This window comes from Paenarthrobacter sp. NPDC092416, from assembly GCF_044755025.1.
GTDB lineage: Bacteria > Actinomycetota > Actinomycetes > Actinomycetales > Micrococcaceae > Arthrobacter.
The window spans coordinates 261,571-276,913 of record NZ_JBIVQG010000004.1; the positions used below are offsets into that span (position 1 = coordinate 261,571).

The following is a 15,343-nucleotide window of genomic DNA, read 5'->3' on the forward strand; positions in this document are numbered from 1 at the left end:
TTCGAGCCCAAGGAGCCGGGCCTGATGACCGGGCCCCCAGTGTCCATAACGCGTGGTTGAGGATTCTTGGCCGTTCCCTTGCAATGGCAGTGGATAAGCACTTTCGTCGCAACAACATCTAGGAGGAATCATGGTTCTCGTTCTGCTTCTTGTCATCCTGGGGCTGGTTGCCGCTACCTCGATTGCCGGCGGGCTGGTAATGGCACTCGGGGCCTGGGTAGGTCCGGAGGGGCTTGGACTTCCCGCGGAGGTTCAGCTTCCGGTCGAATATTTGGAAGGTTCTCCCTTCAGTTCATACCTGGTCCCCGGACTTCTGCTGACTCTGGTTGTGGGTGGCCTCCACACAGCGGCCTTCGTCCTGCTCCTCCGTCGAAGGCCTTTGGCTCACATGGCAACGGCCGCAGCCGGTTACTCGATTTTGGTATGGATCTTCGTGCAGATGGCACTTATTCCTTTCAGCGCACTGCAGGCAGCGTACTTCTGCGCAGGCCTGGCGGAAATAGGGCTGCTACTCCTTGCGCTCGGGATTTTCGGTGGTCGTTCGCGGGCAGGCTTGGCGTAAATCGCCGTTGGGCCTTTGGGCCCTGTTGAAGACCGGAAAGGGGCCGTAGGATCTCCGCATGACCGACAAGAACATAGTGCCTGAGGCAGAAGTACTCCAAGCGGACGATTGCTGGAGGCTGCTCGGCGAGACCAACGTTGGGCGGCTCTCGGTGACCGTGGACGGCCACCCGGATATCTTCCCCGTGAACTTCGCCGTGGACAACCAGACGATTGTCTTTCGAAGTGGTAAGGGAACCAAACAGCAGGCGTTGGAGAAGGACTCCGTCGTAGCCCTGGAAGCGGATTCTGTCAGCGCTGAATTCGGGATCGCCTGGAGTGTGGTGGTGAAGGGCGCTGCTGAGGACGCAGGGCCCGATGCCCCGTCCTTGGATGACGTCAGGCGGGCGCTGTTTCCGTGGCAGGGAATAGGCCAGGATTACCTGTACCGGATTGTCCCCCGTTCAGTCACGGGCAGGCGCTTTGACCTTTCGGCGCCGATGTCCCTTCAGACTCCTCTCGACGACGCAACCCGCGCAGGCTTGGAATAAGGGCCCCGGCCGGCACTGTGAAACGTCACTTGGCGCCGCCTGCAACAGAAGCAGTCCTGGCGACGAGCAACCTCGTCAAGAGGTTTGGTGACCTGACCGCCGTCGACGACGTGTCGTTTCACATCCGTCCCGGTGAGACGTACGGTCTCCTGGGGCCAAACGGTGCCGGCAAGACCACCATCATCTCCGTCGTGGCCGGATTGATCCCTGCCGACTCCGGATCAGTGGAGGTGACCGGCATGCGAATGGAGCCATCAAGCATCGCAGCCAAGCGTCACATCGGTCTGGTTCCCCAGGAACTGGCTATCTATCCGGACCTCACGGCGAAGGAGAACCTGGATTTCTTCGGGCGGCTTCAGGGTCTCAGGCGCAAGGATCTGGCCGCCAGGGTAGAGGCAGTCCTGCAACTCCTTGGATTGACCGAACGCGCGCGGGAGTCGACCAAGAAGTACTCCGGCGGCATGAAGCGACGGTTGAACATTGGCATTGGCCTGCTTCATCGTCCGGAGTTATTGATTCTCGACGAACCCACTGTTGGAGTCGATCCGCAGTCGCGGAACTTGATCCTCGAGGCGGTCGCAAAACTGTCTGCGGAGGGAACAGCCGTCCTGTACACAACGCACTACATGGAAGAAGCCGAACGGCTCTGTGACAGGATTGCCATTCTCGACCAAGGCAGGATCCAGGCCGAAGGAACAAGGGATGAGCTCATTACCTTGACTGGCGGAGTGGACCGGATCAATCTCTTGGGTACCGGCCAGACATCAGCGGCGGCCCAGGCTCTGACCACACTTCCCGGTGTACAGCGGGTCAGCGATTCAGGGGGCTCCGGATTGATTCTCACCGTCACGGATGGTGCAGGCCTCCTCGCAGAAATCGTCACCAGGGCCGGGGCCGCCGGAATGACGGTGACCTCGGTGGAAGTTACCCGTCCGGACCTTGAGTCCGTCTTCCTTCACCTGACCGGCAAAGCACTGAGGGATTGACATGGGATCCCTCTTGACCATGGTGGGCAACGATTATCGTCAGCGGCTCAGGGACAAATCCGTGCTCATCTTCTCTCTGATCGTCCCCTTGGCCCTTATGGGGGTCCTGAGCTTGGCTTTCGGTCGGTTGGGTACGGACAGTGTCGACTTGCAACCTGTAACGGTCATAGCCGGGGTCGAAGACTCCGGCGCGTTGGGGGGTGTGTTGCTCGATACGCTTGGGGCGATGGAGGCAATGAAGGTGACCATCCGCGAGGTGCCTTCCGGCGCTGTTAGCTCGGAGACCCGAAACAGCGGTGCCGCCTTGGGCATAGTGATCCCGAACGGTTTCAGTTCCGCGTTGGCTTCCGGACAACCGAGCAACCTCCAACTGGTCGAAGGCAACGGAACCGCCCTGGAAACAAGTGTCCTGATCTCCGTGGTCACCGGGATACTGGACCAGTTCGCCGCGGCGGCGGCAACTGCAACGGCGGCACAGATAGCCGGCCTTTCGCCTGAGAGGGCCGCGGACCTGGGGCGGACAGCTGTGTCGGGCAAGCCCACGTTCGTTGTAACAGAAGGGGTTGCTCCGGCCGAACAGTTGTCCCTTCGGGCGAGCTTGGTGGCCGGACAGACGGGGCTGTTCCTCTTGTTCACCGTAGGGTTCGGTGTCTTGGGGCTGCTCGCGGAGAAGGAACAGGGAACCCTGGGCCGTATCAGATCCATGGCTGTGCCAACGTGGAATATTGTCGCCGCTAAAGCCATCGTGGGTTTCTCCCTGGGTGTTGTTGCCAGCGCCGTGTTGCTTGTCAGCGGTACGCTCCTTTTCGGTGTTGACTTCGGTTCCCCAGTGGTGGTGGGTTCGCTGGTCCTTGGTGTCGCGGCGGCGGCCACCAGCCTGACGTTCATCGTCGCCCGCCTGGTTCGCACTGCGGAGCAGGCGAACGTCGCCCAATCCATCGTGGCCATGGTGCTGGGTATCGCCGGAGGTGCGTTCTTTCCCATCCAGGCCTCAGGGTTCATGGCAGTGGTGATGGACTTGAATCCGGTGGCTGCATTCATCAGGGGTCTCGGCATTTCGGCTGGCGGTGGTGGAGTTGCCGATGTGGCGGCGCCTTTGGCGATCATGGTGGGTTTCGCCTCCGTGTGCGTCCTTGTTTCGCGTTTCCTGCCGGACCGTGGAGCCACGGCGTGAGCCCCGTCCTTGCCATCGCCGGAGTGGAGGTACGACGATTCCTGCGGGATCGCTCCAACATCTTCTTCGTCTTCATCTTCCCGCTCCTGCTGATTCTCTTGCTGGGTACCCAGTTCGGCTCAAGCAGGGCCGCCGAGACTCGTGTCGCCATCGCCGGCGGGTCCGGGACTGCGCTGGGAACGGCGCTAACGGAAAAATTGGAAGCAGACAGTTTGCAGGTGGCAATGCATACTCCGCAAGCGGTTCGTGAACAGCTTGGTCGCGGCAGGGCCGACGTCGGACTCTTTATCAGCGCCGAAGCGGCGGATGCGTTCGATGACGGCCGACAAGTCGAGTTGGAAATCCTCACAGCTTCGCAAGCATCAGCTCAAGCCTCGCTTCAAGAAGTGCTGGCCTCCATCCAGGCACTTGGTATTGAACGCAGCCAACTCTCAGCTTTGGAGCAAGCGGGCCTGTCCGGCGACTTTGCCGCAGCAGCGTTGGATCAAGCGAGGGAAATAATCCAAACACCTCGTGTGGACGTCGTGGACACTGACTCCACCTCACAGGAGTTCCGAGGACTCGGGCTTTTCGATCTTGGCGCTGTCCAGCAGCTGCTGCTTTTCATCTTCCTGAGCTCCCTCACCGGTGCTGCCACACTGATCCAAGCCCGCAGGTTCGGAGTCATCCCGCGGGCCATGTCCGCTCCCGTCTCCAGTGGGCAAGCCGTGGCCGGGCAGGCCTTGGGAAGGTTTGGGATCGCCGTTGTCCAAGGTGCCTACATCCTGCTGGGTACTGCCCTGCTCTTCGGTGTCAATTGGGGCAATCTCTGGCTTACCGTGCTGGTCTTGGTGTTCTTCAGCGCCGTGGCAGCCGCCGGCGCCATGATGATCGGGTCGGTTTTGGATCACGACGGCGCCGCAACAGGCATCGGCATCGGCGCGGGCCTTGTTTTGGCCGGGTTGGGAGGCTGTATGGTGCCGCCGGAGTTCTTCGCAGAGCCTTTGCAGTCGATCTCGTGGATCACACCGCATCGGTGGGCTTACGACGCCTTGGCAGCCATCCAACGGCGGAACGCCTCTTTCCCGGACATCCTGCCGGCCTTGGGAGTGTTGGCGGCAATGGCGGCGCTCCTCCTCTTAATAGGTGCATGGCTCCTCCGCCGAAGCCTCCGCAGGGCACTGTGACACCTACCAACCATGCCACCCTGCCGCCTGAAGTGGTCCGCTTCTTCGAGGGCTCAGCACAAGGACTCGCAATCTGCAGGACCGTATTTGACGTCGTTTCGGCGTTCGGCCCCTTCACCGTGCGTGTCTCGAAAAGCCAGGTCTCACTGAGAAGGCACCGCGGTTTCGCCTACCTATGGCGGCCCGGGAAGTATGTGCACTCCACCGTCCCGGCGGTTTTGGCGCTGGCGCTCCCCTGCAATCTCGGGTCCGCGAGGTTCAAGGAAGTTTCCCACCCGTCACCCTCCATGTGGATGCACCATTTGGAACTCCACGACCCCTCCATGGTTGACGCTGAGGTTGCAGAATGGCTGCGCGAAGCATTTGATTCCGCCGGCGGGAAACCCGCCGCCTGAACGTCACATTTTAGAGTCCTTTGGCCCTGTCCCCTGCCCGTAAGGCGGGCGACTCTGGTGGTATGACCGTTATCGAGCCAGAACCGCGAAGGATCCATACGTCCTGGCAGACCACTGCTGTGGTCCGTGAACGCGTGCCCATGGCCGGTCTCACGGCTTTCTTTGGCCGCGCGTTGGGTGCTGTCGTGGCAGCAGCTCAGGCCCAGCACGCCAGCCCCACAGGACCACCTTTTGCCATGTACCACGGCATGCCGACAGACACTGTTGATGTCGAGGCAGGTTTTCCCATCACGCCGAACTTCGCTGCTTCCGGCGACGTTGTTAACGGAACGCTGCCGGAAGCTGATGCCTTTGAAGCCACGCACAAGGGCCCGTACGACACCCTTGACCGGACGTACACGCTCATCCTTGAGCGCATGAGCGCCGAAGGCCTGACCCCTTCGGACACCATGTGGGAGTGGTACCTCAGTGATCCCGAGAAGCAACCCGACCCTGCCACGTGGCAAACACGGGTCGTGTGGCCGGTCGCCTGAAAACCTGGGGAGGAACCGCCGTTGGCCACATCAGGGTCGCGGTGAAGCCATTGACGAATGCCTGCACCGTCCCAGCCATGTAAAGCTGCAGGTCGTTGGCAAATTGGATCCGGCAAGGCTCCCATGCCAGCTCCGGATCCTGGAAGCATCCCGGCAAATGGCCTGACGGGCCATTTGCAGTTACGAAAGCAGGAACGATGAGCAACAATAACGCAGTCGCCGTAGGAGTGAAGGACTCCACCCAGAGCGAAGCCGCGCTGATTTGGGCGGCGCGACGTGCAGAAAGAGGGCATCTGCCACTAGCGATCCTTCACGTGGTTGACAGTCGTTGGTCGCTTGATCCCGCCAGGTGGAGCCATGCGCTCGAGCGGTCCGGCGAAAAACTCCTGAAAGCCGACGCCGCCCAGGTGCAACAACGTTTCCAGGTCGAAGTGACCACCGAGGTGCTTAACGGAAGCGTGGCAGCATCGCTTGGCGAGTATGCCCGGAAGTGCTCGCTGCTGGTCATCGGTTCCGGCAGCCCCCATCTGGGCGGCTCATTGACAGATCGGGCCCTTCAAATTGCAGGGGCTTCTGAGGGGCCCGTGGCAGTCGTTGGCGAGATGGACGATTCCCAGGACAGGCGTGGCGTGGTTGTTGGCGTGGACGGTTCTGAAAACTCGCTCAAGGCCGTTGCCTTCGCCGCCGCTGAGGCCGACCGGGATGGACAAGAACTCACTGTGCTCCATGCCTACAACGCACCTGATCCAGAGTCCGACGCAGGGCTGGCACCAATCGAGCTCAGGCGGCTGATCAGCGAGCAGGAGCGCGTTGTTCTCGCCGAAACGGTTGCGGGATTGAGCACTTCCTACCCGGATCTAAGCGTCAAGCGGGTGTTGGAACCCCACCAAGAACCAGTGAGGGCCTTGGTGGAGGCGTCAGCCAATGCGAGGCTCCTTGTAGTGGGCAGTCGTGGGCGCGGCGGATTTACCCGGCTGCTGCTGGGGTCCACGGTCCATGGCGTCTTGACTCACATGCCCTGCCCTACAATCGTCATTCCGCCGTCCGATGCGCATGAAGCCTATTGACCCGACGGCGACCCTGAACAGCGTGGCTGCCAGTGCCTCCCGGCTCCGGTCCAGGGATTGCCGCCACTGTGGTTGCCGTTGAGGCAATGGTATTCGTGGCCAACGGGTTCCGTTGCCCACTGACTGCCGTCGCCCGGAACCTCGGCGACAGGACCGGATCTGTCACTGACATCTACCTTCCGCGATGGTTGGCGCGAAACCTCCCGGTGATCCATGTGCCACTCATTGTCCTTACCGTATTTCTTCACTGGCGGAATCTGGCGGCAGTGCGTGGTGGATTCAAGCGCACGTCATGAACCGCCCAGTGCCCGTGCAGCGGTGGTGTCCCCTTCACCGTGGACGCGCGGGACTGCCGACATGTGTTTGTTCGCACCGTCGCGTAGGGCCGCGCATGCAACAACAATTCCTGTGGCGGTGGGTCTTCGCTGTGACTGCCGGCGAGGCCATTGGATTCGTCATTCCTGCAGCCGTTGGCGCCGGGCTTGCCCTTTCCGCAGCCCCGGGCTCTGTGGTCTATCCCGCCATGATTGTGGCCGGGGCCTATGCCTCGCACGGAGGTGCTGTTCCGATCTACGTCGAAGGAACCGGCCATGTTGCCACGGCAACAGTATCCGCCCTTCCGCAGCAAGCAGACCATGATCTGGTCATCGAGGCACTGGGGCTCTTCCAGACGGGGAAGCGCGCCTTCACGAAAGGTTAGGCTGTATCTACAGCTCGCCGGTCTTCGGGACGCTGGCTGGACCTGTCTAAGAAGTACTCATCCTCGACTGACGGTTGAGTCTGTCGGTGCTTATGGCGCCATCCGAAGAGTAGGCCCACTTCGCCTGGTCGAACGACAGCTTCTCGTCTTCCATGCTGACTTTGGGAATCCTCTGGCCCGATCCTGGTGGCGGCTTGGGGATGGGCCACGATCCATTGGGCGCGTTCGCTCCGGCAGGCCATCCTTCGACCCGCTATGTGGTTCCGCGCATTCTCTGCTGTTCCACAAGGTCGGCCGCCCAGGGCCTGGTTCCTCGATGGAATGACATCCCCGCCGGCAGCCCTTGGATGGTGGCCGTGGGGCCGGAAATGTCTATGGTGATTCGGCCGTCGGCCATAGGCGCATTGCTGATGTGTAAGTCACCGTAGGATTCCGGGAGGACAGGGTCCATCCAGAGGCCGCCGTGGCCAACATCGGCGTAGTAGCCCATAAGGCCTTTGATCAGTTGAATCGGAGTGGTTGCTGCCCACGCTTGGGGAGAACATGCTGTCGGATATGGCACGGGTTCGTCGAAGTGCTCGCGACTGAATCCGCAGAACAGCTCGGGCAGCCTTCCGTCCGAGTATTCTGCCGCCTCAAACAGCGCAGTGGATATTCGTTGCGCCTGCTCCACGAAGCCGTACCGCAGGAGCCCGGCGGCGATAATGGCATTATCGTGAGGCCAAACCGAACCGTTGTGGTAGCTCGCAGGGTTGTAGGCCCCCATGCCACTGGCCAAGGTCCGCACTCCCCATCCGCTGAACATTTCGGGTGACATGAGACGCTCTGCCACCAGAGGCGCCTTGTCCTCATCGACGATTCCGAACAACAAGCACTGACCCATGTTTGAAGCACACGCGTCGACTTTGCGCTTCTTGCCATCCAAAGCGATGGCGTAGTAGCCACGGTCGGGAAGCCAGAACTGCTCGTTGAACTGCCTCTTCAGCTTTGCCCCGCGTTCCCGGTACTCGTTTGCCAAACCGACGTCACCGGCCTCGTACGCTATCCAGGAGCGGGCCAGGTACGCGCTATAGACATAAGCCTGTACCTCGCACAATGCGATCGGGGGCTCAGCCAGACGCCCGTCCGCGAAGTTGATTCCGTCCCAGGAGTCCTTCCAGCCCTGATTGATCAGACCGCGGTCGTTGAGGCGCTCGTACTCCACGAAGCCGTCACCGTCCTTGTCCCCGTCACTCTGGATCCAGTCCAGTGCACGGTCGACATGGGGCAGTAACGACGCGATCGTGTCCTTAGCGAAACCCCAGCGGCTGACTTCACCGAACAGAGCTACGAACAAGGGCGTGGAGTCAACGCTGCCGTAGTAAGCGGATTTGCCACCCAGCGCCAGTCCGCTGGAAACATCGAGCCTGACTTCGTGCAGGATTTTTCCCGGCTCCTCTTCACTCATCACATCCACCACGCTTCCTTGGCGGTCGGCGAGCGTCTTGATGGTGCCGAGTGCCAGGGACGGATCCACGGGCAGCGCCATAAGCGACGCCCATAGCGAGTCCCGACCAAAAAGCGCCATGAACCACGGCGCGCCTGCGGCGACTACGATCCGGTCCGGGTGGTCGGGGACCTCAATACGGAGTGCACCCAGGTCGTCATAGCTGCGCTGGAGAGTCCGTTCGATGGAGCGATTGCCGATGTGCAGCACCGGAATCCTGGAAACCCACTCTTGCCTGCGTACGTCGCGCGGAGAGATTTCGCCTTCGTTCGGACGAATGAAGGGCGCCACTGGACTGGCTCCGCCCACAAGTGGCACCACGCTCACGACGGCGCCCCATTGTCCGTGAGAGGGGACAATGGTTCGGAACGTCAACGCCTCTGGTGTTACGTCGGCGCCACCAGCCGACACAACGACGCCCTTCTGGACCTCCTGCCAAATGCCCCTTATGGTCAGCGATTCGACGTCGGTGTGGCGGAACTCATGCCAGCGGCGCTGGATGCGCGCATCTTTGACCTCGAAGAGGTCCGCGAAGTCCGCCGCGATGCTAAGGGAAACCACGCATTCAATGGGAGCCAGCGAGTAGTTCTGGACACTGATATGTTCCAGGATTCCGGCGCCTACCTCGCGGAGGCGCTCCACGATTAGTGGGCTATCCGAGTACCCATCAGAACGGGGCACGCGGGTGACGAAAATGGCGCGATAAGGCTCCTTCGTTTTCGTGGCCAGCGACTCAAGGGGCTCACCATTAACAGTCAGATTCCAGCGAGACAGGATGCGGGTGTCCTCGAAGAAAACCCCCTGCGGCAGCTCAGGATGGATATCACCGTTTGCCGAGGAGATGCAAAATGATGAGCCTTCCACCAAGGTGATCGTCCCTGGCCCAAGCGGTCCAGCAGCAGTGTCAACATTCCATCCAGTCATCCGACTCCTTCAGAGGATTGACTTCAGTCGCTCAACACCTGGCGTAGACGCAGATCCTTTTCCGCGCAGCCAACGCCCCTCTTCAGCAAAAATGACGCTACGCCTATGTGCCTACCGGTACCAGCCTTACGCGAAGAGCACCGCGTGCGTCATGTCGCCCTTGGGCGACATTGGCCACGGCACTTCTAGTTGGCCACAGCTCTTCCAGCTGGTCGCAGCATTTACGATTTTGGCCTTGTGCCTGGGCACAGGCTTGGTGCCTACTTGTGGGAGGAGATCTACCCATCGAATTGGCCAGGGTGCTGCATCGCAGTGAGACCCGATCGCCGGCATCGGCAGGCAGGCTCCAGACGACAAATCGGAGGATGATCATGTTCGCTCGAGTCAGCACATTTCAACCAAGCCCTGACACAACGGGAGCACCTTCAGAAGATACCGTCAATCGGGTGCTTGACCTCCCAGGTTGTCTAGGCATCTATTACCTTCTGGGGGAAGGCAACACATCGCTATCGATCACTCTGTGGAGTGACAAGGAAGCCCTTGTTGGCAGCCAGCAAGCCGCTGATCAGATCCGCACCGAAACTAGTTCCGAGCAGCATATGCAGATCCTTGGTGTAGAGGAATTCGAAGTCCTTACGAGGCAAATCAAGGATTAAGGCCGAAGAGACAGCACCTCACGGTTCGACTTTCCGGTTTGGCCTGCCGTTAGTGTGGCAAGGGAAGTCGGAGAGGACGCCGCCCTCCCCCGCCGCTCCCTCCCTTTACGGTTGCGCACTAAATGCACGCCTCGATTGCGAAAGGACCACGACATCGCGGTCCGCGCACTTTGGCGCGGCCCGCGATGTCGGTATTGACTACAAAAGACCCAGGAAGATGGGCAATACAGCTCAGTGTTCCTCGTGGAGAGACTGCTTGAAGCGCTCTGGCAGCATCAACGTCGCAATGATGGAGATTACTACCAGGCCTAGGCCGATGCAGGTCAGCGCAAGCGTGCCGTTGCTGGTGTTCTGGAAAATCCAGGCCGCGATAAACGGGATCGGCGCACCAAAGAACAGCCCAGCCAGCGTCATGCCCAACGCTGAACCCGTGTAGCGCATGGTCGTGGGGAGTGACTCGGAGAAGAACGCCGCCTGGGTTCCTGCCGTGACCTGAATACCGCACAAGGCGAGCGCAATGATGGCTGCGCTGGCCGGGAAGTTCATCGAGTTCATGATCGGGAACATTGTGGCTGCTGCGACGCCCTGCATGGTCAAGCCGAGCAGGAATGTCTTCTTTCGGCCAATGCGGTCGCTGAGCCGGCCACCGAGCACGGCGGCGGGGATTGACACGAGGTTGGCCATCAACAGGAGCCCAAAGGTGATTGAGTTTTCGTAGCCGAGCTCCTTTGTCAGGTAATTCACGGCATAGGTGACGCTGATCCAGAACAACCCTGCTGAGGCGGCCCAAGACAACACCAGCTTGATGACCGTTCCGGGCTTCTTCATGATGACTGCAAGGGCACGTTCCTGGGGAACCGCAGATTCAGCGGCCTTCTTTTGGCTCTCCTGAAACGCTGGCGTTTCTTCTACGCGACGACGAATGAACACGCCTACGACGAGGAGAAGCACACCCATCAGGAAAGGCACCCTCCAGCCCCAGGCGGCAAACTCCTCTTTAGACAGGAAAGCAGCAAGTCCAGTGAGCGTTACCGACGCGAAGGTCTGGGCAAGAGGTGAACCCGTCGCCAGAATTCCTCCGTACAGACCACGATGGTCGGTGGGAGCATGTTCGACGACGAGCACTTGGACGCCAGTGGCCTCGCCGCCGAGGGCGAACCCTTGGAGGAACCGCAGCAGGACCAAGAGCGTCGGAGCAACAATTCCCGCTGTGGCGTAACCCGGCAGCAGACCGATCAGCACAGAAGAGAGGCCCATGAGTACAAGCGTGAACATGAGCACGTTGCGTCGGCCGATCTTGTCACCAAGTGCGCCAAAGACAATTCCTCCGAGTGGGCGTGCCACCATACCCGCTCCGAAGGTAGCAAAGGAGGCCAGAATGGCGGTATTTGTGTCGAAGCTGGGGAAGAAAAGTTGTGGGAAGAGCGTTGCCGACAACGTTCCGTATACGGCAAAGTCGAACCACTCCAAGGCAGTGCCGAACGTGCCGCTCATAACGGCCCGTCGAGCGGTCCGGGGGTTGAATGTTGACACCTCACCCGCGGACGGGGGCGATGATTGAACTGGGCTGGACAATTCCGACATTGGAACTCATTCCTTGGGTAATTAAAGTGTATGGAGAGTTGGGCGTCAGCGGTGACGTTCACGGTCCACTAAAGTTCGCGGAGCTCTTGGCTCCCCTCGCCGTCTGGGGCCGGACTTTGGCTCAATAAAAAAACAAGCGTTCGTTCGCAGTCTACGATGTGATGTGGATCGCACGCAAGGGGGCGAAAAAGTTGCCGGGGCTATACGTACGAACGCTCATTCGCATATGCTATCCGTAGAAGCCTCTTCGGGTAACGGAGCCCGTGGAGCCATAGAACATGAGGAGCAGGCATGAGCGAGCAAGTCCAAGACAAGGTCGTCAAGGGACGCCCGGATCATTTCTGGGACGACTTGGTATCGGGTGATCACCTTCAGAGTCCTGGCATCACCATCACCGAGGCCCACTTGGTGCAATGGGCCGGACTGACCGGCGATTGGGTGTCCCTTCACTTGGACGAGGAGTACGCAGCCCAGACTCCATTCGGGCAAAGGATCGGACACGGACCCCTCACCCTTTCGGTTGCTTTGGGGTTGATGACCCAAACTGGCTACTTCAGCCATGTGATCGCTTGGCTTGGGCTGGAGTCTGTCCGGGCGTTGAAGCCTGTCTTCATCGGTGAGACGATCCGCGTGGAAGCCTTGGTCAGCGAGGCACGGGAAACAAGCAAGCCCGACGCAGGGCTGTGGACAATCGACTACTCAGTGGTGAAACAAGACGGCAGTACCGTGATGACCTTCTCCAGCAGCTTCCTGATCAAGCGCCGCTAGGTCGCTCCACCTCTTCTGGCCACATAAGTAAAGGAGCGTATCAATGAGCATCACGGCACACCCTGGGGCAATCAGCCCTTCGGGCCACTATGAATCCCCCGAGGAATTGCGCGCACGTCTGGTTCAGTTTCTGGACGAACACGTCACCGCGGAAGGCCTAACGGCCCATGACGAAGGCGAGACCTACGACGTCGAGCTTTTCCGCGCGCTCGCGAAGGCCGGCTTTCTTCAGCTGGAGTCAACCATCGGCGGTCCGAAGGCCAGGCACCGCAGCCAGACAGTAGTACTGGAAGAGCTTGGCGCCCGTGCCACGTCCATGGGAGTCAGCTTCGTCGTTCAGTACATGGGTGTCGAATTACTCCACGCTTTCGGCAACCGCGACCAGCAGGAGCGTTTCCTCGCTCCGCTCTTTGCCGGCGACGTCAAAATGTCGTTCGCGTTGAGTGAGCCTGCTGGCGGGACCGACGTGGCACGGGCAATGACAACCAAGGCCGTCGAGCAACCAGACGGCGCCTTCCTGATCAATGGAGCCAAGAAATGGATCGGCGGGGCATCGGACGCCGACTACCTCATTGTCTTGGCCCGGACCAGCGATATCCGGCGGTCCTCGATCGACGGAATCACCATGTTCATCGTTCCCCGCGACACGCAGGGCATCACGACTACACCCATCGACACGATGGGAATTCGCGCGCTGGAACAATGCGACATTGAATTCAGAGACGTCCGCGTCCCCGCTGCACTGGTGCTCGGCCAGGTGGACAAAGGCTTCCGCCAAGTTCTTGGCACGCTCAACGGGGAACGTCTCAACGGCGCAGCAGTCGCGTTGGGCATCGCACGGGGGGCACTGGACTACGCCGTCGACTATGTCAAGGAACGGCATGCCTTCGGCAGAGCAATTGGCGCCTTCCAGTCCCTGCAGCACAAGCTTGTGGACAGCAGCGTCAAGGTGGAGGGTGCACGCCTTCTGCTTGAAAAGGCAGCCATCACTTCAGACGAGCACTCAGGCGCCGACGAGACCCTCTCAGCCATGGCGAAACTCGCAGCAGCCGACGCCGCCACGACCGCCACCGACGTCGGGATGCGGGCGATGGGCGGTTGGGGTTTCCTTCGTCAACTTCCCATGCAGCGGTACTTCAGAGACGCCCGGCTCTACACGTTCGCCCCCCTGACGGATGACATGATCCGCAATTACATCGGCGAACAACACCTGGGTCTTCCCCGCTCATACTAATCACCGCTTCAAAATCATGGCACCAATTCCTGGTCTGAGTGGCTCCCCCAGTGAGTCACTCAGACCAGTCTTGGCGGGGACCCGGCGGCAGAAAGTCATCCTCTAGCCGAGTAGGCGAACCCTGCGATCGTTGTTCCTAATCCACTCCAGCAGTTTTCGTCGGTTGATCTTTCCGCGGTCGGACAGTGGCAGCTCGTCAAGCAGGTAGTAGCGGACCGGCGTCCTGTCCCAGGCTAGTAATTCTTCAACTGCCGCGCTGAGTGAAGTCGCGGTGAGACCTCCGTACGATGGAACAATTCCTGCGACGACGCGGCTCCCGCGCACATCATCCGGCACTCCCACCGCCACAGCCGTTTCGACACCGGGAATAGACGCCATGGCCAGTTCCACCTCATGCGGATAAACGTTCGTCCCCGCCGTGATGATCATGTCGGAGCTGCGCCCGAGAATGTGCAGCTTTGAGCCGTGGAGATACCCCTGGTCGCCGACCGTGTAGTGGTCGCCAATCCGGCGAAAAGCATTGTCGTCATCACCCCAGAGGTACCCTTGGCACACCATCGGGCTTTTCACGCTGATGTTTCCCGGAGTTCCGTCAGGCACGGGTTGCCCCTGGTCATTGAGGATCCGCACCTCGACGCCGGGAAATGGCGACCCAATGGCTGTGCCCGAGGCGTCGAGTGACTTGCCCGATGCGATACCACGGCCGGAAACGAAACTGAGTTCAGCAGCGCCGTAGTACTCGAAGACTGTGGCGTTTGGCGACCATCGCCTTGTGGCCTCCAACGTTCGCCCGTCAAGCTTGGAACCAGCGCAGATGATTGTTCTGATTGCGGAGCCATCCACGGAAGCCATGAGGCCTCGTTCGCTGAGGAGCCGGAGCATGGTGGGATCCAGGACCAACCTCGTGATGCCGTGGTGCACGATCACTTCATGCGCCTCTCCGACATCGAACGTTCCAAGTGTGTGGAACTCGGCGCCCGCATAGAGGCACTCAGAGAGGGCGTAGAGGTTGAGGCTCGCTGCCAGCGGTCCCGGGGCCAATGTTTTATCGTCCTGCTTGAGATCGAAAAACTCGATGGAGGCGTCGAAGGAAGCCTGCCACGATCTGCGTGTTCGACTGAAGGCCTTCGGTGTTGCGGTAGTACCGGCGGTGAATCCGATGAGGAAAGTGGAGTCGGGGTCGCCGTCCTCCAAGGCAAGGCCTTCGGCCCGGGATGAAGCGGGCAGTCGCCGTGTGATCTCCTCCCGTGCCTTCGGCATCCATTCCGGATCAAGCACGGCGACCTGACGTCCCCTGGCTATGCCTGCACAGTAGAGCGCAGCGAACTCAAGAGAGTTGGGTTCGCACAGAACGTATGTTTGAGGAATGACGGGGACAAGTTCTTCTGCCGCTCCGCGTAGTTCAGCCCAAGTGAATCCGCGGCCGTCTACAGCGACGGCGGTGCCATCAGGTCGGAGGTCTGCCCACCTCTGGATTCTGTTCAGGAAAGGCATGTGTTGGATCCTGCTTCCGGCTTCGACGGCGCGGGCCGGCAGCTTTTCCGCTGACCGGCCCGCACACTTTCAGGAAAGATAAACG

At 60.3% G+C, this 15,343-nt stretch carries 15 protein-coding genes; 12 read left to right on the forward strand and 3 right to left on the reverse strand.

From position 1 onward, the window contains the following. The first annotated feature begins 130 nt into the window (after window positions 1–130). From ACIQC5_RS10790 to ACIQC5_RS10835, 10 genes are all read left to right on the forward strand, one after another. Entirely contained in the window at window positions 131–562 is a 432-nt protein-coding gene (locus tag ACIQC5_RS10790; RefSeq protein WP_400281545.1) for a hypothetical protein, read from the forward strand. Between the two features lie 58 nt (window positions 563–620). Then, on the forward strand, window positions 621–1,091 hold the full coding sequence (locus tag ACIQC5_RS10795; RefSeq protein WP_400281548.1) for a pyridoxamine 5'-phosphate oxidase family protein: 471 nt from the start codon (window positions 621–623) through the stop codon (window positions 1,089–1,091). Between the two features lie 17 nt (window positions 1,092–1,108). Further along, window positions 1,109–2,077: an ABC transporter ATP-binding protein gene (locus ACIQC5_RS10800; protein WP_400281551.1), complete on the forward strand. Its 969-nt coding sequence runs from the start codon at window positions 1,109–1,111 to the stop codon at window positions 2,075–2,077. 1 nt (window position 2,078) lies between these two features. Next, on the forward strand, window positions 2,079–3,251 hold the full coding sequence (locus ACIQC5_RS10805; RefSeq protein ID WP_400281554.1) for an ABC transporter permease: 1,173 nt from the start codon (window positions 2,079–2,081) through the stop codon (window positions 3,249–3,251). Further along, entirely contained in the window at window positions 3,248–4,417 is a 1,170-nt protein-coding gene (locus ACIQC5_RS10810; protein ID WP_400281557.1) for an ABC transporter permease, read from the forward strand. Before ACIQC5_RS10805 ends, ACIQC5_RS10810 begins: the two co-directional genes overlap by 4 nt. Then, window positions 4,414–4,812 (forward strand): DUF5655 domain-containing protein, encoded by a 399-nt coding sequence (locus ACIQC5_RS10815; RefSeq protein ID WP_400281560.1) that lies wholly within the window; start codon window positions 4,414–4,416, stop codon window positions 4,810–4,812. The genes ACIQC5_RS10810 and ACIQC5_RS10815 overlap by 4 nt, the downstream gene beginning before the upstream one ends. A 62-nt stretch (window positions 4,813–4,874) precedes the next feature. Continuing rightward, window positions 4,875–5,345, forward strand: a complete 471-nt coding sequence (locus ACIQC5_RS10820) for a GyrI-like domain-containing protein (protein WP_400281563.1) — start codon at window positions 4,875–4,877, stop codon at window positions 5,343–5,345. Window positions 5,346–5,542: 197 nt separating this feature from the next. Further along, window positions 5,543–6,412, forward strand: coding sequence for a universal stress protein (locus tag ACIQC5_RS10825; protein ID WP_400281565.1), 870 nt, complete (start codon window positions 5,543–5,545; stop codon window positions 6,410–6,412). A 32-nt stretch (window positions 6,413–6,444) separates the two neighbouring features. Continuing rightward, window positions 6,445–6,708, forward strand: a complete 264-nt coding sequence (locus tag ACIQC5_RS10830) for a hypothetical protein (protein ID WP_400281568.1) — start codon at window positions 6,445–6,447, stop codon at window positions 6,706–6,708. Between the two features lie 95 nt (window positions 6,709–6,803). Continuing rightward, window positions 6,804–7,112 (forward strand): heme-binding protein, encoded by a 309-nt coding sequence (locus ACIQC5_RS10835; protein ID WP_400281571.1) that lies wholly within the window; start codon window positions 6,804–6,806, stop codon window positions 7,110–7,112. 253 nt (window positions 7,113–7,365) lie between these two features. On the opposite strand, the gene ACIQC5_RS10840 is transcribed toward ACIQC5_RS10835, so the two are convergent. After that, window positions 7,366–9,522: a glycogen debranching N-terminal domain-containing protein gene (locus ACIQC5_RS10840; RefSeq protein WP_400281574.1), complete on the reverse strand. Its 2,157-nt coding sequence runs from the start codon at window positions 9,520–9,522 to the stop codon at window positions 7,366–7,368. 887 nt (window positions 9,523–10,409) lie between these two features. Then, a complete protein-coding gene (locus ACIQC5_RS10845) occupies window positions 10,410–11,672 on the reverse strand; it encodes an MFS transporter (RefSeq protein WP_400281577.1) in 1,263 nt (420 codons plus the stop codon). Between the two features lie 381 nt (window positions 11,673–12,053). Here ACIQC5_RS10845 and ACIQC5_RS10850 point away from each other — a divergent pair, with 381 nt between their 5' ends. Beyond that, window positions 12,054–12,530, forward strand: coding sequence for a MaoC/PaaZ C-terminal domain-containing protein (locus ACIQC5_RS10850; protein ID WP_400281580.1), 477 nt, complete (start codon window positions 12,054–12,056; stop codon window positions 12,528–12,530). 43 nt (window positions 12,531–12,573) lie between these two features. After that, window positions 12,574–13,764 (forward strand): acyl-CoA dehydrogenase family protein, encoded by a 1,191-nt coding sequence (locus ACIQC5_RS10855; RefSeq protein ID WP_400281583.1) that lies wholly within the window; start codon window positions 12,574–12,576, stop codon window positions 13,762–13,764. Between the two features lie 102 nt (window positions 13,765–13,866). On the opposite strand, the gene ACIQC5_RS10860 is transcribed toward ACIQC5_RS10855, so the two are convergent. Further along, window positions 13,867–15,258: a class I adenylate-forming enzyme family protein gene (locus tag ACIQC5_RS10860; protein ID WP_400281585.1), complete on the reverse strand. Its 1,392-nt coding sequence runs from the start codon at window positions 15,256–15,258 to the stop codon at window positions 13,867–13,869. Between the last annotated feature and the right edge of the window lie 85 nt (window positions 15,259–15,343).

What these genes read in the sequence shown, in the direction of transcription:
- ACIQC5_RS10845 (WP_400281577.1), bottom strand. Translation starts at nt 11,672, where the DNA reads ATGAGCGGCACGTTCGGCACTGCCTTGGAGTGGTTCGACTTTGCCGTA.
- ACIQC5_RS10835 (WP_400281571.1), top strand. Translation starts at nt 6,804, where the DNA reads ATGCAACAACAATTCCTGTGGCGGTGGGTCTTCGCTGTGACTGCCGGC.
- ACIQC5_RS10840 (WP_400281574.1), bottom strand. Translation starts at nt 9,522, where the DNA reads ATGACTGGATGGAATGTTGACACTGCTGCTGGACCGCTTGGGCCAGGG.
- ACIQC5_RS10855 (WP_400281583.1), top strand. Translation starts at nt 12,574, where the DNA reads ATGAGCATCACGGCACACCCTGGGGCAATCAGCCCTTCGGGCCACTAT.
- ACIQC5_RS10795 (WP_400281548.1), top strand. Translation starts at nt 621, where the DNA reads ATGACCGACAAGAACATAGTGCCTGAGGCAGAAGTACTCCAAGCGGAC.
- ACIQC5_RS10820 (WP_400281563.1), top strand. Translation starts at nt 4,875, where the DNA reads ATGACCGTTATCGAGCCAGAACCGCGAAGGATCCATACGTCCTGGCAG.
- ACIQC5_RS10850 (WP_400281580.1), top strand. Translation starts at nt 12,054, where the DNA reads ATGAGCGAGCAAGTCCAAGACAAGGTCGTCAAGGGACGCCCGGATCAT.
- ACIQC5_RS10860 (WP_400281585.1), bottom strand. Translation starts at nt 15,258, where the DNA reads ATGCCTTTCCTGAACAGAATCCAGAGGTGGGCAGACCTCCGACCTGAT.
- ACIQC5_RS10825 (WP_400281565.1), top strand. Translation starts at nt 5,543, where the DNA reads ATGAGCAACAATAACGCAGTCGCCGTAGGAGTGAAGGACTCCACCCAG.
- ACIQC5_RS10790 (WP_400281545.1), top strand. Translation starts at nt 131, where the DNA reads ATGGTTCTCGTTCTGCTTCTTGTCATCCTGGGGCTGGTTGCCGCTACC.
- ACIQC5_RS10805 (WP_400281554.1), top strand. Translation starts at nt 2,079, where the DNA reads ATGGGATCCCTCTTGACCATGGTGGGCAACGATTATCGTCAGCGGCTC.